The sequence below is a fragment of the Nitratireductor rhodophyticola genome, assembly GCF_019891355.1.
GTDB lineage: Bacteria > Pseudomonadota > Alphaproteobacteria > Rhizobiales > Rhizobiaceae > Nitratireductor > Nitratireductor rhodophyticola.
The window spans coordinates 558,990-581,093 of sequence record NZ_JAHSSF010000004.1; the positions used below are offsets into that span (position 1 = coordinate 558,990).

The window sequence follows — 22,104 nt, forward strand, 5'->3', positions numbered from 1 at the left end:
GCGTCCCCCGTCATGACCTGAATCTGTTTTCCGGGTGACCGACGATGCCCGTGTCGACGGCAAACATGGCTCCGTCGGCGACAGAGGGGCTGTCCAGCCCGAAGCGCGCAGACGTGACCACAAGCGTTGTCATTTCAGGCCCGGCAAAGGATGTCGCGGTCGGGTTCCGCGCCGGCAGCAGCACTTCACGCTCGGGCTGTCCGTCCGGATCATAACGAATAACCCGCCCTGCCCCGAACCTAGCGGTCCAGAGGCATCCTTCCGTGTCGATGCAGGACCCGTCAGGGATCCCCGGCCCGCCCGACACATGGACGCGCCTGTTGGCAATCTCACCGCTTGAATCGTCGTAGTCCCAGACCCAGATCGTGTTGCGCAGGCTGTCGCCCAGATAGAACCGGTCCCGGGAGGGCGACCAGACCATTGTGTTGGGAATACCGAACTCTGCGTCGCTCATTGCCGTCGCACGATCGCCATCAATCCGAAACAGACGCCCCCGGGCCCGCTCCTGACTGCGGGGTTGCAGATCGGGTGTCAGGTTGTTTTCCATACTGGCCACCCACATCCGCCCAGAGGGGTCACAGGCGCCTTCATTGAGACGCATCGCCGGGTCGGCTTCGACAGCGATCAAAGTGTCCATCCGACCGTCCCGCCAGCGAGCGACCCCTCCGGCGAAGGAGACGATGGCCCCGCCCTCGGCATCGAGTGCAAGTGCGGTTGGCAGGTCTTCGGTTGCAAAAGCCTGCGTTTCGCCACTTCCCAGATGCCGCTGAAGAATGCGCTTTCCGGTGATGTCGACGGACCAGACCGCGCCATCGTCCGGGTTCCAAAACGGACTTTCTCCGACCCCGTCACGCATATCTCCGAGGATGCGGATCATCGTCTCGCCCCTGCGCGCTTACCGTCAACGGCTTCGAAGTACTCCGGAAACTTCCCGCGCGCTTCATCAACGTAGTCGAAGATGCGTCGCAGATGCACGATCATGCTTCTTTCCGCACCTTCTGCATCCCCGGCTTCAATGGTATCGACAATGTCGCGATGCTGGCTGATAACGGTGTTCAGGTCCTCGACGCTTTCAACCATCATGTGGCGGAAACGGTCCATGTGATCCTTTACCCGCAGGATTTCAGGAAGAACGCTTGGCAGCTTCGCATACTCGGCGATCAGGGCGTGGAATGCTTCATCGGCGGCATAAAAGGCCTTGGTGTCTTCGAAATTGACATAGGTCTGCTGCAGTGTGATCTGCTTGCGCAGTTCCTGAACCAGCGCGTCAAGGTTGCCCGAGCTCATGGCACGGCGGAGAAGTGCCAGTTCCAGTGCCTCTCGCATGAATTGCGACCGGTCGAGATCCTCTTCCCGCAATGGCGCGACCCGGGTTCCCCGTTGCGGCACGATGTCCACAAACTTGTCCTCGGCCAGCTTTGTCAGTGCTTCGCGTGCGGGCGTCCGGCTGACACCAAGCATCTCTGAGACCAGGGTTTCGGAAAGCGCCTGATAAGGCTTCAACTCGAATGTCAGGATCTTCTGATGCAATGCCGTGTAGACCTGGCGGGCCAGAGGCTGCGAGCGTTGATTTCTGAGATTGGGCACCTGTGTCATGGAAACGCGTCTCTCTCAGCTTTGATTGACCTGAAGACCCTGCATGAAGTGCTTCCTGAGCAGCAAAAACAGGAGAATGCTTGGTATGCTGGCCAACAGAGCGGCCGTAAGGACAACGTTGGGCCCGCTTGACGAGTAGCTGCCCTGAAAAACCAGAAGCGCGTTCATGATCGAGCGCGTTTCCAGCCGGTTCCCCAGAACAGTCGAAAACAGCATGTCGTTCCAGATCCATGTGAACTGAAGGAGGAACACAGCCGTCATCGGCCCCAGCGTATTGGGCAGAACGATCCGGAAAAAGACGGTAAATTCACTGGCACCGTCCATACGCGCGGCCTCATCCATCTCACGCGAGAGGCCGGACATGAAGTTCCTTAAAACAAGCGTGGGAAAGGGTATGCAGATGGCCGTGTAGAACAGCAGCATACCAAGATGCGTGTTGAGCAATGACAGTTTCTGATACCCGAAAAACAGCGGGATCAGATACATCTGGAATGGGAAAACCGTTCCAGCGAATATCAGCATGAACCAGCCGTTTTTGAACGGAATATCGAGGCGGGCTATGGCAAATGCGGCCATGGCGGCAAAAAAGACCGCAAGGGCGGCTCCGACGGACCCGTAGAAGGCAGAGTTCATCATCGATTGCCCCATGTTCCCCAAAGCCCAGGCCTGCGCAACGTTGTCGAGAAACGGCGCGATCCCCTGGGGCAGAGACAATGGCGGGTTCAGCGAGTATTCGGTGCTCGATTTGAAGATCGTGATGGCCAGGAAGTAGAACGGGACGATCCAAAGGAGCGAAAAAGCGATCGCGGCGACCAGTTTCAGCCTGCTGCCACGGTGTCGTGCCGCCTCACGGCGGGCAATCCGGTCGAGATCGAGCGTGTTGATATCGAAAGCCATTATCGGGTCATCCTGTCCACGCGGGTCTGCAGAAATGTCTGGATCCAGGTTACGCCAAGGACGACGATGCCGATGACCACCGCCACGGCGGAGCCGAAAGCCCAGTTGCCTTTCTGGAACGCTTCGAAATACATGAACACGGCAAGGGCGAGACTGCGCTGACCAGGATAGCTGGCCCCCATGACCCAAAGCAGGTCAAACACCGTGAACCCCGCCAGAACCGAGAGGATTGTTACCATGAGCAGGGTCGGGGTGAGCAGCGGCAGAGTGATGTGCCGGAATATCTGCCAGGGGCTTGCTCCGTCGATATGCGCGGCCTCGATTGGATCCCTGGGCAACGCAGCCAGTCCCAGCAGCAGCAGTACCATGACGAGCCCGACCGTCTGCCAGACGAAGGTTGCAATGATTGCAGGCGTTACCGTCGCATCGCTGTAGAGCCAGCTGACGGAAACCTCCTGCCCCGACACAACCGACAGAAGCCGGTTCAGCAGACCGGCAGGCGCATAAACATAAAACCACAGCACACCGACTGCGGTCGGAGCCAGAATGCGTGGTATGAAAATGATGTTCTTGAAGGTCTCGGCGCCGCGCAGATTGCGAAAGTACATCGCCAGTCCCAGACCGAGAAGGATTGGAAAAACGATGGATGCACCGACCCAGATCGCCGTGTTGATCAACGCTTCCGAGAAGAACGGGTTGCCTGCCATGCGTTCATAGTTCGAGACCCCCGCCCATTCTCCGAACCCCTTGAACTTCCGCCACTTTGTCAGGCTGAGCCAAACGTTGAAGAGAACGGGCAAAAGCAGAAACACACCGACCAGGGCCAGGGCGGGAGACATGAAGACCAGCCCCAGCCGAAGCCTGCGGCGACGTCTGGTGCGATCATTCTGACGGATCCGGTCTAGCCCGATCCGGTTCAGCAGTTCCTCGTCCCTGGCCATCTGGTCCATTTTGGCGATCCTCTACTGCTCGTCCCAATAGGCGGCATTGAGTGTCTGCATGGTTTCCATCACCTGTTCTGCCGTTTCCATGGTCGGATCCAGCATGAAGCGGTTCATTTCAGCCACCAGTTCACCCTGAAGCTCCGCCGGAACCGCTTCCCACCAGCGCAGGTAAGCCTTTGCACTGGTCGCAGCGATGTCTGCGTTCACCTCAGCTACGATCCGGTTGGGTGCCTCGGCCTTGTCGTTTCCAATGTAGTTGCCCGATGCCGCCCCCCATGCATTCGCACCTTCGGCTGACACCCAGAACCGCAGCGCTTTCATCGTCGCTTCGTCTTCTGCACCGTCGACGGACACGACCAGCGGAGCACCTTCCACGATGACCGCATTCGGCGCGTCGGTGGCATTTGGCAGAATGAAGACACCGATGTCGTCCGCCGGAACGCCAGCATCGATCACGAGGCCATAGGCCCATTCACCGATCAGGTACATGGCACCCGCACCGCGAGCGAAATCGTTGAATTCTTCGGTCGACCTTGGGTCAGAGAAATAGCCTTTGGCGTACATATCCACCCAGGTCTTGAATACGTCTCGCACCTCGGGGCTGTCATAGGCCACAGAACCGTCGTTCAGCCCGTTATAGGCTTCGGGGTGCAGGCGCAGAAGCAGTTCCTGAAACCAGATAAATCCGCGCCAGCCTTCATGAACCGTCGCAAGAAAGGGCGTTTCACCGGCCGCCTTGATTGCATCGGCATTGGCCATGAGTTCGTCCCAGGTCGTGGGCTCCGACAGGCCAAGTTTCTCGTAAAGCGGCTTGTTGTAAAGAACCACCCAGCGGGCCAGAACCAGCGGAACGCCATATGCCGTGCCGTCCACCGTGAAGAGTTCGCGCGACGAGGCACCATAGCCGCCTTCGGTCAGCATCTCCTCCCAGAGCCCGTCCAGCGGCGCAATCTGCCCGCTGCTCACGAGCTCGTCAAACGTCGCGCCGGTCCACCAGGTGAACATGTTGGGCGTTTCCCCAGAAGCTATCGAAGCCTGGATAAATGCCTTGTACTGTTCGGCATTGGCATAGGGCGTTTCGACAATCTTGATACCGGTGGCCTCCTCCGCCGCCTTTGCAACTTCCTGCAAGTGTGGTGACCAGAAGCCCTTGTCGTGGAACAACTGCACTTCCTCAGCCATTGCGGGCGACATTCCCACCATCAGGCCAAGTGCCGTTCCAAGCAGTCTTTCTCTCAGTTTCATCTGCGTTCTCCTCCTCAAATTCACGTTCATCGGGCCGCCCGCAGCGACAATTCAGTTTCGGCATCGAAGAGATGCAGTCGCGCTCCGGCAATGTGGAACGTCATCCGTTCCCCGTCCGCGACCATTCGCGGCTGCTGCATCCGGGCGACGAACTCCGTTTCGCCGCGGCGGGCAAACAGAAGACTCTCATTGCCGAGAAGTTCGGTGAGTGTGATCTCGGCCGTCACAGAGATGCCATCCGATGGCTGCATGCCATGACCTTCCGGAATGATGTCTTCCGGCCGCAGGCCACCGACAACGGGTTGGCCCGGCTGAAGCCCCCCCTGAAACCGGCCTTCATCCAGGGGAATTCGCATGTCCGCCCCAACGAAGAAGAAGGTGTCGCCGTCCCGTTCGATCACGCCATCGAAGAAATTCATCTGCGGCGTGCCAATGAAGCTGGCGACAAACACACTGTCCGGATTCTCGAACAGCTCCAGCGGCGTACCCTTTTGCGCGATCTCGCCGTCCTTCATCACCACGATAATGTCAGCCAGCGTCATCGCTTCGATCTGGTCGTGGGTGACATAGATTGTCGTGACACCCAGCCGGTGCTGCAGTTTCTTGATCTCGACACGCATCTGGTTGCGCAGCTTGGCGTCGAGATTGGAAAGGGGTTCGTCAAAAAGAAAGACATCGGGTTCGCGCACGATCGCCCGCCCCATGGCAACACGCTGACGCTGTCCACCCGACAGCTCGGAAGGGCGCCGGTCGAGGTAGGGCTGCAACTCAAGCGCAGCGATCGCGCTGTCGATCCGCCGTTCGATATCTGCGGGATCAACCTTGGCGAGTTTCAGTGAGAACGCCAGATTGTCTCGCACCGTCAGGTGCGGATAGAGCGCGTAGGTCTGAAACACCATGGCGACGCCGCGATCCCGCGAAGGCAGATCGTTGGCCCGTTTCCCGCCGATCAGCAGATCGCCGTGCGAGATGGTTTCCAGTCCGGCGATCATCCGCAGGGTTGTCGACTTGCCACACCCCGATGGGCCGACAAGAACGACGAATGCGCCATCGGGAATATCGAGATCGATGCCGCGAACGGCCAGTTGCCGTCCGTAGACCTTGACCAGTTCCTTGACACGAACCTCAGCCATCAGAACACCCCCGGTACGGATTTGACCGACGGGTCGGCGTAGTTCTTTTCCGGCCAGATTGAATACCAGCCCGGGCGTGCCGGATCGCGGTCGTAGGTATAGCCGCCGGTTTCACTGAAGTGCTCGGCATACCGGGCGAGCTTTTCCCGGCAGACCTCGACACCAAGCCCGGGGCCTGTCGGAACGTCGATGCATCCATTGCGGTAGACCAGTTTCCCCCCCACCAGAATGTCATCGGTTAAGTGGTGATAATGCGCATCGGCAGCGAAATTCAGGTTCGGCAGTACCGCTCCCAGATGCAGCATCGATGCCAGTTGAATGCCCAGTTCGCCTGATGAATGGACCGCTGCGGAGCGCTGAAACGTCTCCAGAACCTGACCCGCCTTGACCGCCTGACGCAGCCCGCCCCAGAAAGTCGTATCCAGAAGGATCACGTCCACCAGATCGTGAAGGATGCACTGCGCGAGCTGCTCGAAATTGACGATAACCATGTTCGTTGCCGTCGGGATTGGCTGACTGCTCCGGACGCGGCGCATACCCTCCATTCCCCAGGTCGGGTCTTCATAATAGTCATTGTTGAGATGCGAGATTGCGCGCCCGACGCGGATTGCGTCTTCAACAGACCACACTCCATTGGGGTCGAGCCGCACACCATCTTCGGGAAATGCCTCGGCGAGCGCCGTAAAGACCTCCACATCGTGGTCGGGGCTGAAATGCCCTCCCTTCAGCTTGTGCGTCCGAAACCCGTGAGCCTCTTTCAATTTTGCAGCGTGCGCGACGATCTCGTCCGGCATGGTTTCGCCGCCGACACCATTCGCCTCGTAGCGGTAGAACAGGTAAGACGCGAATTCGACGGAGTCCCGTATCGAGCCGCCCAGGAGGGTGTGCGCCGGTACACCGAGCCGCTTGCCCGCGAGATCGAGACATGCCATCTCGAGCGCGGCGTGAATCTGCAACCGGTTATTGTAAAGGGAGCCCGTCGGATTCATGATCTTCCAGCGAAGTTGCTCAAGGTTGAGCGGATCGTGCCCGATCAGATAGGGCTTCAAGGACAGGATCGCGCTCTCGGCGGACTCGCCTCCCCCACCCAATTCGCCCCACCCGGACAGACCGTCATTGCCCACGACCTCGACGATCGTGCGAATGAAGCGCCCCCAGTGAGCCCCCGCGGAGTGCCGCAACGGGGCCTCCAGCGGAACCGCAACAGTGGTTACCTTGATGTCGGCGATCGTCACGTGTTCATACCTTTCATTTCGGAGAGCCACCAAGGCGCGCCATCAATCCACCGTCGATCCGTATCGTCTCGCCGGTAATGAAGGACGCCTCGTCGGAGAGCAGGAAGGCCACAAGATCCGCGACCTCCCGCGCCTCGGCCGGCCGGCCCAGCGGGTGCATTGCATCGATTTCGCGCCAAACAGCGGCGGGATCGTCAGCGAGCCCCACAGCGCCGTCCAGCATGGGGGTCTTGACTGAACCGGGCGCCACCGCATTGGACCGCACACCCTTTGTGGCAAAATCAACGGCGATGGATTTCGCAAGACCGATGAGGCCATGCTTCGAGGCCGTGTAGGCCGCGACGTTCTGTTGAGTGGCCAGTCCCTGAACCGACGCCATGAACACGCAGGCTCCACGGCGCTCGACGAGTTGCGGAAGCAGGGCACGGGCCATGAGATAGGCGCCTCGCAGATTCACCCCCATGACTTCGTCCCAAAGCGCGGGCGATGTCTCCAGGGCGGAGCCGTAGCGCTGAATCCCCGCATTGTGGGAAAGACCGATGGCGCCGCCGAGATCCTTCGCCGCCGCCGCTGCGCGCTCCGCGGTCTCTTCATCTGCGACCGATCCTGCAATGGAGACAGTTTGCCGAGACAGGTTTTTGGCAAGCCTGGAGAGCGCCACTTCATCGATATCGACAAGAACCAGGGGCTCTCCGGAGAGCGCGAGCCTAAGGGCTACGGCTTCTCCGATGCCGTTGGCCGCGCCAGTGATAACGATCGCCATATCCCCTCCTCCGTCCGGTTATTCCTCAGGCTTATTGCATACTACCATGGTAGAATGCAAACACTATTTCCAGGAACAGACAATGAGGCTCGGCCTCATTCGGCGATTGGATACAACCTCCCGATCATGTTGCTGAAATCCGGCAACCCAACCTGCCCGCCATCGTGAAACAGCCGGAACTCCACCCGCCGTCGATCCAACATTGGGTCTCGGAGCGACAAACCATCGCGCTCTTTGTAAAAGGGGATGCATCCCGGTCTAAGCTGCCCGTGTTGCCACCCCGGGAAGACAGGCCGACCGGAGAATTCCCGCTCGATTTGATTGCGCTACGCTGCGCTGGTCATGGCGGCAGCGGCCCGCTCGCCGAAAACCCGGCCGATGCCGATCAGCACCGGGCGACCGGCTGCAGGGCTATGGTCTTCCGACGCGAGCCGAGCGAGATCGATGGTCAATAGCGACTGCTCTGGACCGCCGACGGCGAAGGCGATCGCCACGGGCGTCCCCGGAGCAAGTCCGAGATCGATCAGACGCCTGGCGATCTCTCCTCCAGTCCGCCCGCCCATATAGAAGATCGTCGTGGCGGAAGGATCGGCCAGCGCCCTCCAGTCCAGATCGTCCGGCAGCCCGCCATGACGTGAATGCCCGGTGACAAGACGCACCGACCTGGCGTGGTCACGATGGGTCAAGGATACGGCCAGGGCGGCGGCCATGGCGCTGGCGGCCGTGATGCCGGGCACGACATCGACTGCGATTCCATGCGCCCGCAGCATGGCGATCTCTTCTCCGGCGCGGCCAAAGATCATGGGATCCCCCGATTTCAGCCGCACCACGCGCCTGCTTTTCCCGGCAAGGCTGAGCATCAGGGCATTTATGTCATCCTGCCGGCAACTCGCCTTTCCGCCGCGCTTGCCGACGAGGATGCGCTTTGCCTCCCGGCGCGCCAGCTCCAGCACATCGTCCGAAACAAGATCGTCGAACAGGATCACATCCGCCGCTTGCAGCGCGCGCACGGCCTTGAGCGTGAGAAATTCCGCATCGCCGGGCCCCGCCCCCACAAGGGTGACCGTACCGGTCGAAGCCCGCCCGGCACCGGCAAGTCGCTCGATTTCGCCGGCAATCTCTCCGATGTCGTGTCCCGCAGGAGGCGCGTGGAAGGCACGGTCGACGAAGGCTTCCCAGAAGGCGCGGCGCGGCGTGCCGGGTGCGAGCCTTTGCATCACGACGGCGCGCAGACTTGCAGCAAGCTCCGCCCACGCAGCGAGAAAAGGCGGAAGCAGGGTCTCTATGCGTCGCCTGATCGCCTGTCCCAAAACCGGTGCCGCCCCGGCGGTGGAGACACCGACGACCACGGGCGAACGATTAACGATGGTGCCGAACTGGAACTGACAGAAACGCGGCCGGTCGATCACGTTCGCCGGCACTCCCGCGGCTTGCGCGGCGTCAGCAAATTCGGCGGCTTCTCCATCGTCCTCGGCATCGCAAATAGCCACGGCCGCATCAAGGAGGTCGTCCTCCACCCAGCGCCGGCGGTGAAGGATGAAGGACCCGGCGGAAGCGCCCTCTCGCAAAAGATGCTCGAACGTATCGCAAAGGGTTTCCGCATGGACATGGACCACCGCGCCGCTTGCCGCCAGAAGTTCCGCTTTCCAGGCGGCCGCCGCCGTGCCGCCCGCCACGACTGCCCGTTTTCCCGAAAGATCGAAGAAGACTGGAAGAACTGCGAGCGGCGCCATACGCGCCGGAGATTGCTCACTCGGCTGCCTGGAGGCGATGTGCATCGATAATCCCCTTGATTTCCGCGCGGCAGGAGCCGCAGTTTGTTCCCGCCGACAGCGACCTGCCGACGGCCTCGACCGTGGTGCAGCCCGATCGCACCGCTGTGGCGATCTGATTGATGCCGATCCCGAAGCACGAGCAGACCATGGCACCTGCGTCCGGACGGTCCGTCCCGCCCCTGCCCGCGACCACGCGGGAGCGGGAATGCGGGTCCGCATGGCTTTCGGAAAATTGCCCGCTCACCCATTCCCGAGCGACGGCGACAGGTGTCCGGGAAAGATAGAGCGCACCGAGAAGCCTCGCATTTTCGAAGGCCGCCATGCGGTGGTCGCCCCGCCGGGCATCGCAATAGGCAAGAATCTCGACATCATCGTCGTGGCCGCTCAGCACCAGCAGGCGGCGGAAGAAGGCTTCTTGCTCCGGCGTGTCATTCCTGACCGCAAGCTCGACCCGCCAGCCGCCATCGACCCGCGCGAGCGCCCAGTAGTCCAGGCCCTCAGTGTTCGGACGCCGCACGCAGATGGCGAAACCGTAGCAACCCGCCTCAAATCGTTCGAGGCGTACGGGGACATTCTTGGAAGCCGGCTGCCCCGAAAGTGGATCCGTCACCGGAGCGACCAGCGCACACACGCGGGCGAGCGCCGCGAACTCCGCGGTCCAGTGCATCGGCACGAAAACCGAACCCGGCCTTTGCCTTGGCGTGACGAGCGCCCGCACCACCGCTGCGCCATGCCGGCTCTCGACGCGGACCAGGTCGGCGTCGCCAATGGACAACCGGGCGGCGTCCCGAGGGTGTATCTCGGCGAAGGGCTCGGCCATATGCGCCGAAAGGCGTGCGCTCTTTCCGGTGCGCGTCATCGTATGCCAGTGATCACGCACGCGGCCGGTGTTGAGGGTCAGGGGAAACGCCTCGTCGGTCATGGCGGCACGGGACGGACGGGGCGCCACGAAGCGCGCCCTGCCATCACCGGTGAAGAATCCTCCATTCGCGAAGAAGCGTCTTTGCGCTGGCTGCGCTCGCCGCTCCTGGGGCCCCTGGGGCCATTGGAAGGGTTGCAGATCCTGATAGTCCGCATCGGGCACGTCCTGATAGGCGCCGATGTCGAAATCGCGCTTGCCACCGTTTTCGAAAGCAGAAAGCGCGGCGTGTTCCCGGAAGATCTCGGCCGCAGTGTCATAGGCGAATGCCTCGCCAAACCCCATCCGCCGGGCCACCTCCGCAAGCTGCCACCAGTCCGCACGCGCCTCGCCGGGAGCCGGGAGGAAGGCGCGCTGGCGCGAAATGCGCCGCTCGGAATTGGTGACCGTGCCGTCCTTTTCACCCCAGGCCGTGGACGGCAGCTTCACGTCGGCATAGCGGATCGTATCTGTCTTTGCAGCCACGTCCGAAACGACGACGAAAGGACAATCCCGCAACGCCTGCGCCACCGCATCGGCATCCGGAAGACTGTCCACGGGGTTGGTCGCCATGATCCAGATGGCCTTGATCCGGCCGTCGGCGACGGCCCTGAACATCTCCACGGCCTTGAGGCCGGGTTTGTCCGCCATACGCGGCGCGTTCCAGAACCGTTGGACGAGAGCACGATGCCCGGCATCTTCGAGCGCCATGTGCGCGGCCAGCATGTTGGCGAGCCCGCCCACTTCCCGTCCACCCATGGCGTTGGGCTGTCCGGTAACCGAGAACGGGCCCGTGCCCGGCCGCCCGAGACGTCCCGTGGCCAGATGGCAATTGATGATCGCATTGACCTTGTCGGTTCCACACACGGACTGATTGACGCCCTGACTGTAGACCGTGACGACTTTGTCCGTGGTGGCGAAAAAACGATAGAAGGTCTCCAAATCTTCCGGGGAAAGCCCTGTTTCTGCTGCAACCCGCGCATTATCGAAGCCTGCCGCCGCTGCAAGCGCTTCATCGAAACCACGCGTATGCCGGTCGATATAGTCCCGGTCCGTCGCACCGACCTCAGCGAGGTGACGCAGCAGGCCGGTGAAGAGAGCCGCATCGCCGTCCGGCGCGATCGCCAGATGCAGATCGGCAAGACCGGCGGTCGCCGTGCGGCGGGGATCGATCAGAACGACCTTCATCGAAGGCCGCTTGTCCCTGGCGGCGGCCAGCCGCTGATAGAGGACCGGGTGGCACCAGGCGAGATTGGAGCCCACCAGCACGACGAGGTCGGCGAGCTCCAGATCCTCATAGGTGCCGGGCACGGTATCGGACCCGAACGCCCTTTTGTGGCCTGCGACCGACGAGGCCATGCACAGGCGGGAATTGGTGTCGATATTGGCGGCGCCGATAAAGCCTTTCATAAGCTTGTTGGCGACGTAATAGTCCTCGGTGAGGATCTGTCCGGAAACATAGAGGGCGACCGAGTCCGGGCCGTGCCGCTCAATGGTCTCGCGAAAACGATCAGCGATCGTGCTGAGCGCCTCGTCCCATGAGGCTCGCCGCCCGCCGATCTCGGGATGGAGGAGTCTGTCGTCGAGCGCCAGTGTTTCGCCCAGCGCGGATCCCTTGGAGCACAACCGGCCGAAATTGGCGGGATGGCCGGGGTCGCCCGCGATCGCCACCGAGCCATCCGGCTGCGGCGTCGCCAGGACCCCGCAGCCGACACCGCAATAGGCGCAGGTCGTGCGGACAGTGTCAGCCATGGTCGCAGCTTTCCGCAACCGCTGCTGCGGAGCCGCAGGGCAGCGCCAGAAGGATCCGCTGGCCTTCCAACCGCACCGCAAACGTCGCCGTGCCACCCTCGTCTGCGCCCTGCGCCCTGCCCGTTTCCAGCGAGATGATCCAATTGTGCAGCGGGCAGGTGACACAGCCATCGTGCACGATCCCCTGGCTGAGCGGCCCTGCCCTGTGGGGACACTTGTCCTCCATGGCAAACACCCGGTCGTCGGCCGTGCGGAACACCGCGATGGTCATGTCCCCGTTCCTGACGCAGCGTGCGCCGCGCTGCGGAATGTCGTGCAGCGTGCCGATCGACACCCATTCCTGTCCGGTCATCCTCATCATTCAGCCGCCTCCAGAGAAAGCGTCGCCATCGGCCTGAACTCGTGCTTGTCCTTGCCGGATACGCGCTCCGACCAGGGATCGACCTGAGCGAATCTCTGGGAGAAAACGAAGCGGTCGAAATAGGCCTTGCGCCTGTCCGCATCATCCATGATCTGGCGGCGCACCTCGTCGTAACCGATGCGCTTGGCCCACTTGTAGATGCGCTCCAGATAGTGGCCCTGCTCGCGATACATCTGGACGAGCGCAACGATGTGCTCCAGAGCCTCGTCCTCGCTCCTTACGAGGCCGAGCTTCTCGGTGCCTTTGATATCCAGACCGGCCGCCCCGGCAAAGTGGATCTCGAAGCCGGACTCCACGCAGATGACACCGACATCCTTGCAGGTGGCTTCAGCGCAGTTGCGCGGGCATCCCGAGACCGCCATCTTCACCTTGGCCGGCGTCCAGGATCCCCACATGAATTTTTCGATGCGAATGCCGAGGCCCGTCGAATCCTGCGTGCCGAAGCGACACCAGTCGGAGCCGACACAGGTCTTCACGGTGCGCAGACCCTTTGCATAGGCATGTCCGGACACGAAGCCCGCCTTGCCCAGCTCGGCCCAGACCGCAGGCAGGTCCTGCTTGCGGATGCCCAGCATGTCGATCCTTTGCCCTCCGGTGACCTTCACCGCCGGAATATCGAACCTGTCGACCACATCGGCGATCGCCCGCAATTCGGCGGACGACGTCACCCCGCCCCACATGCGCGGCACCACCGAATAGGTGCCATCCTTCTGGATATTGGCATGCACACGTTCATTGATGAAACGCGACTGGTAGTCGTCGGCATATTCGTCGGGCCAGTCGCTGACGAGATAGTAATTGAGTGCTGGGCGGCATTTGGCGCAGCCACACGAGGTCTTCCACTCCAGTTCCTGCATGACGGCGGGTATGGTCTTCAGCCTCTTCGCCCTGATAAGCCGGCGAACCTCGTCATGCCCGAGATCCGTACAACCGCACACCGGCGTCACGGCAGCGGGATTGTAGGTGTCGCCGAGCGTGAGGGAGAGAAGCTGTTCCACAAGCCCCGTGCAGGTTCCACATGAGGCGGACGCCTTGGTGTGAGCGCGGACATCGTCCAGCGAAGCCAGTCCCTTCCCGGTGATTGCGCCGGTGATCTTGCCCTTGCATACGCCGTTGCAGCCGCAGATTTCCGCATCATCCGGCAAGGCTGCAACGGCCGCCATAGGGTCCAGCTGGCCTCCTCCCTGATAGGCCTGCCCGAAGATCAGCGTTTCACGCATATCGGAAACGTCCGTGCCCCTCCTGAGCATGTCGAAGAACCAGCCGCCATCCGAAGTCTCACCATAGAGCACTGCGCCCATGATGCGGTTGTCCTTCAGGACGAGGCGCTTGTAGACGCCCGCGCTGGCATCGCGCAGGACGATCTCTTCCCGGTCATCGGCCTCGGCGAAATCGCCTGCGGAATAGAGGCTGACACCGGTCACCTTGAGCTGGGTGGCTGTCTCCACCGGCCGGAAGGCCGCTTCCTCTCCGACCAGCGTCCTGGCCGCGACCTTCGCCATATCGTAGAGCGGCGCGACAAGGCCGTAGCAGATGCCCTGATGCTCCACGCATTCGCCAATGGCTAGAATGTCCGGATCCGAGGACATCATGCGATCGTCAACGACAATCCCCCGTTCCACATGCAGGCCGGCATCGGTTGCGATGCGCGTTTCCGGGCGGATGCCGACAGCCATGACCACGATATCGGCCGGGTAGATTGTGCCGTCGTCCAGAAGCACCGCTTCCGCCCGCTCATCGCCGAGGATGGCCTTGGTCTGCGCTTCGGTGTGGATCCTGATGCCGCGGTCCTCGAGCTCCTTCTTGAGGAGATATCCTGCGGCGGGATCGAGCTGGCGCTCCATGAGGTGCCCCATGAGGTGCAGCACCACCACCTCCATGCCGCGACCGCGCAAGGCGGCGGCGGCTTCCAGGCCAAGAAGGCCGCCGCCAATGACCACTGCCCTGGCGTTCGGCTTTTCCGCCGCTGCAATCATGGCGTTGACGTCGTCGAGGTCGCGGAAGGCCATCACACCGGGCAGGTCCCTGCCCGCTACGGGAATGATGAAGGGCGCGGAGCCGGTAGCGACCACCAGCTTGTCATAGCGCGCTTCTCCGCCGGCGGTCAGAACCACCTTGCGCTTGCGGTCGATCCTGGTGACCGTCTCGCCGAAGCGGCAGGTCACGCGGTTTGCCGCGTACCAGTCCGTATCGTGGGTGACGATCTGCTCGAACGCCTTTTCTCCGGCCAGCACAGGCGAGAGCATGATGCGATTGTAGTTTCCGCGCGGCTCGGCGCCGAAGAGGGTCACGTCGAAGGCGTTTGGTTCAGCTTCGAACAGATGCTCGAGCATGCGGCCCGAGGCCATTCCAGCGCCAACCACGACAAGTTTCTCAGTCATGATGTTCTTTCCGGTTTCTCAGGATGTGCTTTCATGCCGGCTGCAGGGCGGCCCGGCGTTCCATCCTGCGGATGGCGAGGTGCATCCAGCCGATGGAAAAGGCGACGATGACGAAGAGAGCCATGAAACAGCTTGTCCAGAGGCCGGTGACATCGTTCAGGTAGCCGAACAGCAACGGCAGGATGAAGCCACCGAGACCGCCGATCATGCCGACCATGCCGCCGACCGCGCCCACATTCTCTGGGTAATAGACCGGGATGTGCTTGTAGACGGCGGCCTTGCCGAGGCTCATGAAGAAACCAAGGACGAAGACCAGCGCTATAAAGGCCCACGGGCCGACCGCGAATTGAAAGGTTTTGGGACCTTCGATGCCCTGCACGACATAATCGGCCGCCGGTATAGACAGGATGAGCGTGCATGCTGCGGAGACCGCGAAGGTCCAGTACATCACCGTGCGCGCGCCGGCCCTGTCGGAGAGAGCGCCGCCATAGGCACGAAATACCGAGGCGGGCAGCGAATAGGCAGCGCCGATGAGGCCGGCGGTCTTGATATCAAAGCCATAGACTCCGATCACGTAGCGCGGCAGCCAGAGGGCGAGCGCCACGAATGCACCGAAGACAAAGAAGTAGTAGAGCGAGAAGCGCCAGACCTGAACGTTCTTCAGCGGCTCGAATTCGGAGGCGAAGCTGCGGCGCTTGATCTGCCCCGAGCGTTGAGCCCGGGTCACCGGATCGTCGCTCGTGGTGAACCAGAACACCAGCGCCATGACCACGAGGACCGCTGCCCACAACTGCGCGACGGTCTCCCAGCCCCAGGCCACCATCACGAATGGCGCGACGAATTTCGTCAGCGCCGCGCCGACATTTCCGACGCCGAAGATGCCAAGCGCCGTACCCTGCTTTTCAGCCGGGAAAAAACGCGAGACATATGCCACGCCCACGGCGAAGGAGCCGCCCGCCACGCCCACGCCCAGCGCTGCAAGCAGAACCATCGTATAGGTGTGCGCGAACGACAGGAGAACGGTCGCGGCCGCCGCCGTCAGCATGGTTGCCATGTAAACGAGGCGACCGCCGTAGCGATCCGTCCAGATCCCGAGGATCATGCGGACGAGCGATCCGGTCAGGATCGGCGTACCGACGAGCAGGCCGAACTGGGTTTCGCTCAGTCCCAGTTCCTCCTTGAGGCGGATGCCGATGATGGAAAAGATCGTCCACACGGCAAAGCAGACCGTGAAAGCTATGGTGGACATGGTGAGCGCGCGGCGCGGTGTCGTCTCTTGCGTCGGCGTGGCTGGCTGCAATGCGGTCATCGGCTTTTCCAATCCAACTGCTTGAGCCTCATGAGAGGCATGGCTTTCGATAGAGAAGACACAAAAGAAAAAGGCTGCCCGACTGTCCGTCACGCCCCGCTAAGCGGGTGCGAACCGACCGTCTGGCAGCCTTGCCTCAAGCGCCCGTCGTTGGACGCATTCTTATCTTTGGTGTCCCCTCTGGACCCGCTTACCGCAATGCATCATCCATGCCAGTTTCACTAAAAACGATCTTTTCTCTTTATTTCTAGATAGTTAGGAAAAATCAGAAAGAGAGCACCCCTTCGCACGTGCAGCAGAATCCTGTCTAATTCAGCGTCGCGATGCACTCAAAATAGGCAAACAAGGGATGTGCCTAAATTATAATCCATCCTCTGAGAGGCTATCGAAAGGCAGGTCGCTGGCTGGCGATATAGGCGTCGAGACGCGTGGGATCGAAGACCGCGCCATCGAAAAAGCCATCCGGGCCAAGAACAAGCTGTCCGGCCGAAACGCCGACGGGGGTGGGCACGCTCAGCGCGCCTTCCACCTTCATGCTGGCGGAGGGCAGCGGCACGCCGAGCGGCCTGAGCGCGGCACGGTAGATGTCGGGGCGGAACGACCGCCGCGCCGTCTCAGCGTTTTCAGCGCTGTGCGGCACCTGCCCCCAGCGCACCATCTGAGAGTAGAACCAGAGCGCGTGGCTCTGCCAGGGGAAGATCGCCGCCTTCTGCGAGGGCACGAAAAAATCGGGAAACCGCCGCGTCCCGCCACCGGTTTCCAGCTCTCCATCGAGCGCCCCGCGCAGCAGCGCGGCGGGCTGATTGAGATAGGCGGGGGCCGACAGGAGATCGGCGAGCTCTTCATGGTTGTCGGCTGCGCCGCACCAGATGGACGCGCGGTGCAACGCCCGCAGAAGCCGCGCGAGCACCGAACCATGCTCCCTCGCCCAGTCCTGGCGCACACCCAGAACCTTTTCGGGGCTCGACCGCCAGATCGCCGCCTTCGTCGTGGCGATGTGCGCAAGGCCGGCGGACACAGCCACGCTGTTCCACGGCTCACCCACACAAAAGCCATCGATGCGGCCGGCAGCCATCGCATCCGCCGTCAAAGGAGGCGGAACGATGAGGATCTCCATATCCCGCTCGGGATCGATGCCGCAGGCAGCAAGCCAGTAGCGAAGTTCGAAATTGTGCCCTGAATGGGGATGGACCACACCGAACCGAAGCGTGTCTTCGCCTTTTCTGCGCCGGCGTTCGATCACCGCGCGCAGGGCGGCGCCGGCCGCTGCCGGATCGTCGGGCCCTGTCGCCCCTTCCCCGGCCATCGCCGCCCACAGCTTTGCGCTGACGGTGACCGCATTGCCGCCGAGGCCGAGCGACATCGGCGCAAGCAGATCGAGCCGCATGGGCGTCAGGCCGAGATTGGCGGCGATGGGCATCGGCGCCAGCATATGTGCCATCTCGAAATGCCCGACGGCTACACGGTCGCGGATGTTCGCCCAGGACGTCTCGCGCACCAGCGTCAGTGCAATGTCCTCTTCCTCCGTAAATCCCTTTTCGCGCGCGGCAACGAGAATGGCGCTGTCGAGGAGCGGGAGGAAGCCGGCAGTTATGGAATCGCTGGCGCTCACGTCCTATCCTCCTCCAAGCAGTTCGGATGCGGTGATCAGGCTCTGCGCGATCTCCGAAATCTTGCGGTTCTGGTCCATCGCCGCGCGCCGCAGACGCTGGTAGGCCTCGTCCTCCGAGAACCCCTTGGAGCGCATGAGGATTCCCTTGGCTTTTTCGACGATCTTGCGGGATTCGAGCTCGTTGCGGGCATCCTCCAGCTCGCGCTCCATACGCGAGAACGCGTTGAACCGGCTGATTGCCATGTCGAGGATTGGCTTCACCCTTTCCTGCCTTAGCCCATCGACCACATAGGCCGACACGCCGGCATCGACCGCCGCCTCGATGGCGGCCTGGTCGGACCGGTCGACGAACATCGCAATCGGCCGCTTCACGGCGCGCGAGAGGTTGAACATGTTTTCGAGCATGTCGCGATTGGGATTTTCCAGGTCGATGACGATGACGTCCGGCTGCACTTCACTGACCCGGCGGGCGATGGCGTGGACATCATGAACCAGGGTCACCTGCTCATGACCGGCCTCACGCAGTCCCGCCTCAATGATCGAGGCGCGGATCGTGTTCTCGTCAATGACCAGGATCGATAGCTGCTTGGCCGTCATGCTGCATTTTTCGCGTATGCGTTCGAATTGTGCAATGCAAGATACGAGGGAAATCACGACCCGCCTTCGGGCCCCGACCTGCCAGGCCGTCGGCAGATCGATGGCGGGGGCAGGAGGGACAGTAGGAATTTCAGAGCAGGACTAATCCTTAAGGCCACCCACCGGTGCGCTCGTAGAGCGCTTCGGATCTCCTCCGCCAGGTTGCGTCACATCGAAGTCGAACCGGTCGGGAAGAAGGAGCCCCTGTTGCAGATGGTGCGACACCGCACGAACTGAAACGCCGTCGCGGAAGAGCCATGCGTCGCCCGTCTCCCGCTGCCAGCGTTCCATGCGCGTGCGCAGGTCGGAGAGGCGTTCCATGTGATCGGGATCGTCTGCGAGATTGTGAACCTCGTCGGGATCGGCCTTCAGATCGTAAAGCTCTTCCGCTGGGCGATGGATATAGTTCTCCAGTGAACGCTGCCCGATCATAACCGGTGACCGGTTTCGCATGCCTTCCCAGGACAGCGATCCATACAGATCGCCCGAAAAGGGAAAGTCCAGTTTCCAGGCGACATTGCGGTGATATTTGTAGCGGGGAGTGCGCAGGAAGCGCGTCGGCCAGTAATTGGTGATCTCATGGAATGTGTGCGAACCGAACACGATCTGCCAGTCCGGCAGGAGCGCTGTTTCTTCCAGAATGGGCAGCACCGAGCGGCCGCGGCGCGCACCCTCCCCACCCTGCCAGCCCGCCCAGTCCAGAAAGGTCGGCAGCACATCGGCGAAGGACACAAGGTTTGGATTGGCCACCCCGCCCTGGCGACCTGGAACGCGCATGATCAGCGGCAGATGAACGCCCGCGTCGTATAAGGTCGTTTTGGAATTCAGAAACGGGGCACCATTGTCGCTCAGAAAACAAACGAGCGTGTCATCGGCAAGACCCGCCGCCCGGAGGGCGGCAAGCACGCGTCCCACCCCCTGATCGAGCCTGTGCACCGAGCTGTAATAGGCCGATAATTCCCGGCGAACCTCTTCGATATCCGGCAGGAAAGGTGGCACTGTAACCTTCTCCGGCGCGTATTGCCGCCGCTCGACGTCCGGATCGAGTTCCTCCTCATTGCCAAAACCGCCGCGGGTCATGTCGCGGTGCGGGTCAACAAACCCAATTGTCAGGAAAAAGGGCCGGTCCTCGCGCTTGGCCCGCTGGAAAAACGTCTCCGCCCGGCGGGCCACCCATCCGATGTTTCGGGTCGCGCTCTCTTCGCGCACCGACCAGGGATAAACGCTTGGCGGCCCCACGTGGATTTTGCCAATGATGCCCGTCAGATGGCCGAGCCGGTTGAAGAGAGCCGGCGCCGTTTCGACATGATCGAAGGTCATGAAGTGATGATTGTCATGATGCAGGCCGTATTGACCGTTCTCATGGGTGTGAAGGCCCGTATAGATCACTGAACGGCTGGCGCTGCAGGATGCCGTCGACGTGAAAGCCATGTCAAACCGTGTCCCGGCGGCTGCCAGCGCATCAATGTGCGGCGTTGTGACCGCCTTCTCGCCATAGCAGCCGAGCATGCGACCGAGGTCGTCGGCGATAAGGAGGAGGACATTCCGCGCCATGGTTATGCCGCAGGCGCCAGAGGAGAAGAAGAGCGGGGAAACTCCGAAATGACCCGGCCGGCCACATCAATGCCGCAGGCAAGCGCTGAGCGAATGGAAGCGCCACCCGCGACGGCATGCAAATAACCTGCATTGAATGCGTCCCCTGCTCCGACCGTGTCGAAGACGGAAAGGTCACGCGCTCCACATTCTGTGACCGCCCCATCGCACAGACAAAGCGCGCCTTCCGCCCCACGCTTGACGATGAGCCGGGTTGCTGGTCGCAACCGCGCTGTGAACCAGGGCAATGCCTGCGCCAGCGTCTCCGCGGCGGCGAGGCCGATGGTTTCTTTCTCATTGAGAAGAATATGATCGGAATGTTGGAGCCATTCCTTGGCCTGGTTGCGCGCCTCTGGGGTCCACCCCTCCCCGGGCCAGCCGGGATCGATCGCGGTTTCCGCCCCCCGGCCCTTTAGAGACCGAAGCAATGCGTCGTGGTCAGGCAACAATGCGGGCATGGTGAAGGCACCACTGACCAGCGCCAGACCGGTTGATACATCCACATTCTCTGTCACCCGCTCAAAGAACGGCAGGTCGAGATGGTCCAGATGGCCGTTGGTGGAGAAGAAGGTGCGCTCCGCGCCGGCGTGCAAGATGCCCACGGAAATGCTGGTGCGCGCAGGCAGTGCCCTAACGCTGTCGAGCGGACCATCGAACTGCTGTGCGATCATCTGACCTGCAGGATCACTGCCGATTGCGGAGAGAAACCCACAAGGGTGTTGCAATCGCTTAAGGGCCAGCGCGGTGTTGGCGGCCGATCCCCCGGTTCGAAAATCCGATTGAGGCAAAAAGATTTCCGTCCCCGGCTCCGGCCATTCATCGATGCAGCCTGTGACGAGATCGAGATTTGCGTTGCCGATGACAAATATCGTACGCACGCTCATTCCAGTTCCCCTTGCACCAATTGCCGGTCGATTGGCTTGCCGTCTTCGTTGAAGAGATGGATGCTGCCTGCCCGCGGCGTGAGAAAGACCGTGTCGCCAGCCTGGAAGCCGTGATTGCCGACCGCTCTGGCGTTGATCATGCCCGACTTTTCAGTGGCGACGTGGATGAAGGTGTCGCTGCCGAGCTTCTCCACCAGAACGACAGTCCCCTTCCAGCGACCCTCGGTGCGTGAGACATCCAGATGCTCCGGACGAACGCCAATCGCGTGGGCGCCGGCAGCAATCGGTTCATCTCCTTCTATGAAATTCATTCTGGGCGAGCCTATGAACCCAGCGACGAACCGGCTGGCGGGCTTTTCATAAAGCTCGAGTGGCGTGCCGACCTGTTCAACCCGCCCGGCATTGAGAACCACAATGCGGTCCGCCAGCGTCATCGCCTCGATCTGGTCATGGGTGACGTAAACCATCGTCGTGCCTGCAAGGCGTTCGTGCAGACGGGCGATTTCAATGCGCGTATCGACCCGCAGAGCGGCGTCGAGATTCGACAATGGCTCGTCAAACAAAAACACTTTCGGCTGACGGGTGATGGCACGACCGATCGCAACGCGCTGGCGTTGCCCGCCGGATAGCTGCTTGGGCTTGCGGTCAAGATATTGCTCGATCTGAAGCATGCTCGCCGCTTCCCGCACACGGCGGTCGATCTCCGGTTTGGAAAGCCGCGCCTGCTCCAGACCGAACGCCATGTTGTCGTAAACGTTCATGTGCGGATAGAGCGCATAGGACTGGAAGACCATAGAGATACCGCGCTTGGCCGGCACCACGGAATTCACACACGTCCCATCGATGAAAAGCTCGCCCCTGGTGATGTCTTCCAGACCGGCGATCAGGCGCAAAAGGGTGGATTTGCCACAGCCGGAGGGGCCAACGAATACGATGAATTCGCCTTTTTCCAGCGACAGATTGATATCGTGTAGCACTTCGACACTGCCGAAGGATTTTTCAACCGATCTGAGTTCGACAGAAGCCATGG

General features: G+C 61.6%; 18 protein-coding genes. All 18 read right to left on the minus strand.

Going from position 1 to position 22,104, the window contains the following annotated elements; translation table 11 throughout:
* Positions 1-10 precede the first annotated feature (10 nt).
* A complete protein-coding gene (locus tag KUG85_RS18105; protein WP_223006316.1) occupies positions 11-877 on the minus strand; it encodes an SMP-30/gluconolactonase/LRE family protein in 867 nt (288 codons plus the stop codon).
* Positions 874-1,596: a GntR family transcriptional regulator gene (locus tag KUG85_RS18110; RefSeq protein WP_065815924.1), complete on the minus strand. Its 723-nt coding sequence runs from the start codon at positions 1,594-1,596 to the stop codon at positions 874-876. Before KUG85_RS18110 ends, KUG85_RS18105 begins: the two co-directional genes overlap by 4 nt.
* A gap of 15 nt (positions 1,597-1,611) precedes the next feature.
* The gene (locus KUG85_RS18115) at positions 1,612-2,493 is read right to left on the minus strand and encodes a carbohydrate ABC transporter permease (protein WP_083212906.1); all 882 of its coding nucleotides are present in this window, start codon (positions 2,491-2,493) and stop codon (positions 1,612-1,614) included.
* Positions 2,493-3,443 (minus strand): carbohydrate ABC transporter permease, encoded by a 951-nt coding sequence (locus KUG85_RS18120; RefSeq protein ID WP_065815925.1) that lies wholly within the window; start codon positions 3,441-3,443, stop codon positions 2,493-2,495. The genes KUG85_RS18115 and KUG85_RS18120 overlap by 1 nt, the downstream gene beginning before the upstream one ends.
* A gap of 12 nt (positions 3,444-3,455) precedes the next feature.
* A complete protein-coding gene (locus tag KUG85_RS18125; protein ID WP_223006317.1) occupies positions 3,456-4,682 on the minus strand; it encodes an ABC transporter substrate-binding protein in 1,227 nt (408 codons plus the stop codon).
* A 26-nt stretch (positions 4,683-4,708) separates the two neighbouring features.
* Entirely contained in the window at positions 4,709-5,815 is a 1,107-nt protein-coding gene (locus KUG85_RS18130; protein ID WP_065815927.1) for an ABC transporter ATP-binding protein, read from the minus strand.
* Positions 5,815-7,050, minus strand: a complete 1,236-nt coding sequence (locus KUG85_RS18135; protein ID WP_223006318.1) for an enolase C-terminal domain-like protein — start codon at positions 7,048-7,050, stop codon at positions 5,815-5,817. Before KUG85_RS18135 ends, KUG85_RS18130 begins: the two co-directional genes overlap by 1 nt.
* A 13-nt stretch (positions 7,051-7,063) precedes the next feature.
* Positions 7,064-7,813 carry an SDR family NAD(P)-dependent oxidoreductase gene (locus KUG85_RS18140; protein ID WP_065815929.1) on the minus strand — a complete coding sequence of 250 codons (750 nt, stop codon included), beginning with the start codon at positions 7,811-7,813 and terminating at the stop codon, positions 7,064-7,066.
* A gap of 326 nt (positions 7,814-8,139) precedes the next feature.
* Complete coding sequence (gene cysG, locus KUG85_RS18145; RefSeq protein WP_223006319.1) at positions 8,140-9,591, minus strand: siroheme synthase CysG; 1,452 nt, start codon at positions 9,589-9,591, stop codon at positions 8,140-8,142.
* A complete protein-coding gene (locus KUG85_RS18150; RefSeq protein ID WP_223006320.1) occupies positions 9,563-12,238 on the minus strand; it encodes a nitrate reductase in 2,676 nt (891 codons plus the stop codon). The genes cysG and KUG85_RS18150 overlap by 29 nt, the downstream gene beginning before the upstream one ends.
* Positions 12,231-12,599, minus strand: a complete 369-nt coding sequence (gene nirD, locus KUG85_RS18155) for a nitrite reductase small subunit NirD (protein WP_223006321.1) — start codon at positions 12,597-12,599, stop codon at positions 12,231-12,233. The genes KUG85_RS18150 and nirD overlap by 8 nt, the downstream gene beginning before the upstream one ends.
* Entirely contained in the window at positions 12,596-15,040 is a 2,445-nt protein-coding gene (nirB, locus tag KUG85_RS18160) for a nitrite reductase large subunit NirB (protein WP_223006322.1), read from the minus strand. Before nirB ends, nirD begins: the two co-directional genes overlap by 4 nt.
* 31 nt (positions 15,041-15,071) lie before the next feature.
* Positions 15,072-16,349, minus strand: coding sequence for an MFS transporter (locus KUG85_RS18165; protein WP_223006323.1), 1,278 nt, complete (start codon positions 16,347-16,349; stop codon positions 15,072-15,074).
* A 382-nt stretch (positions 16,350-16,731) separates the two neighbouring features.
* Entirely contained in the window at positions 16,732-17,961 is a 1,230-nt protein-coding gene (locus KUG85_RS18170; RefSeq protein ID WP_223006324.1) for a CmpA/NrtA family ABC transporter substrate-binding protein, read from the minus strand.
* A 3-nt stretch (positions 17,962-17,964) separates the two neighbouring features.
* Positions 17,965-18,558, minus strand: coding sequence for an ANTAR domain-containing response regulator (locus KUG85_RS18175; RefSeq protein ID WP_223006325.1), 594 nt, complete (start codon positions 18,556-18,558; stop codon positions 17,965-17,967).
* 141 nt (positions 18,559-18,699) lie between these two features.
* Complete coding sequence (locus KUG85_RS18180; RefSeq protein WP_223006326.1) at positions 18,700-20,151, minus strand: sulfatase family protein; 1,452 nt, start codon at positions 20,149-20,151, stop codon at positions 18,700-18,702.
* A gap of 2 nt (positions 20,152-20,153) precedes the next feature.
* Entirely contained in the window at positions 20,154-21,074 is a 921-nt protein-coding gene (locus KUG85_RS18185) for a carbohydrate kinase family protein (protein ID WP_223006327.1), read from the minus strand.
* On the minus strand, positions 21,071-22,102 hold the full coding sequence (locus KUG85_RS18190) for an ABC transporter ATP-binding protein (protein ID WP_223006328.1): 1,032 nt from the start codon (positions 22,100-22,102) through the stop codon (positions 21,071-21,073). Before KUG85_RS18190 ends, KUG85_RS18185 begins: the two co-directional genes overlap by 4 nt.
* Positions 22,103-22,104: the final 2 nt, after the last annotated feature.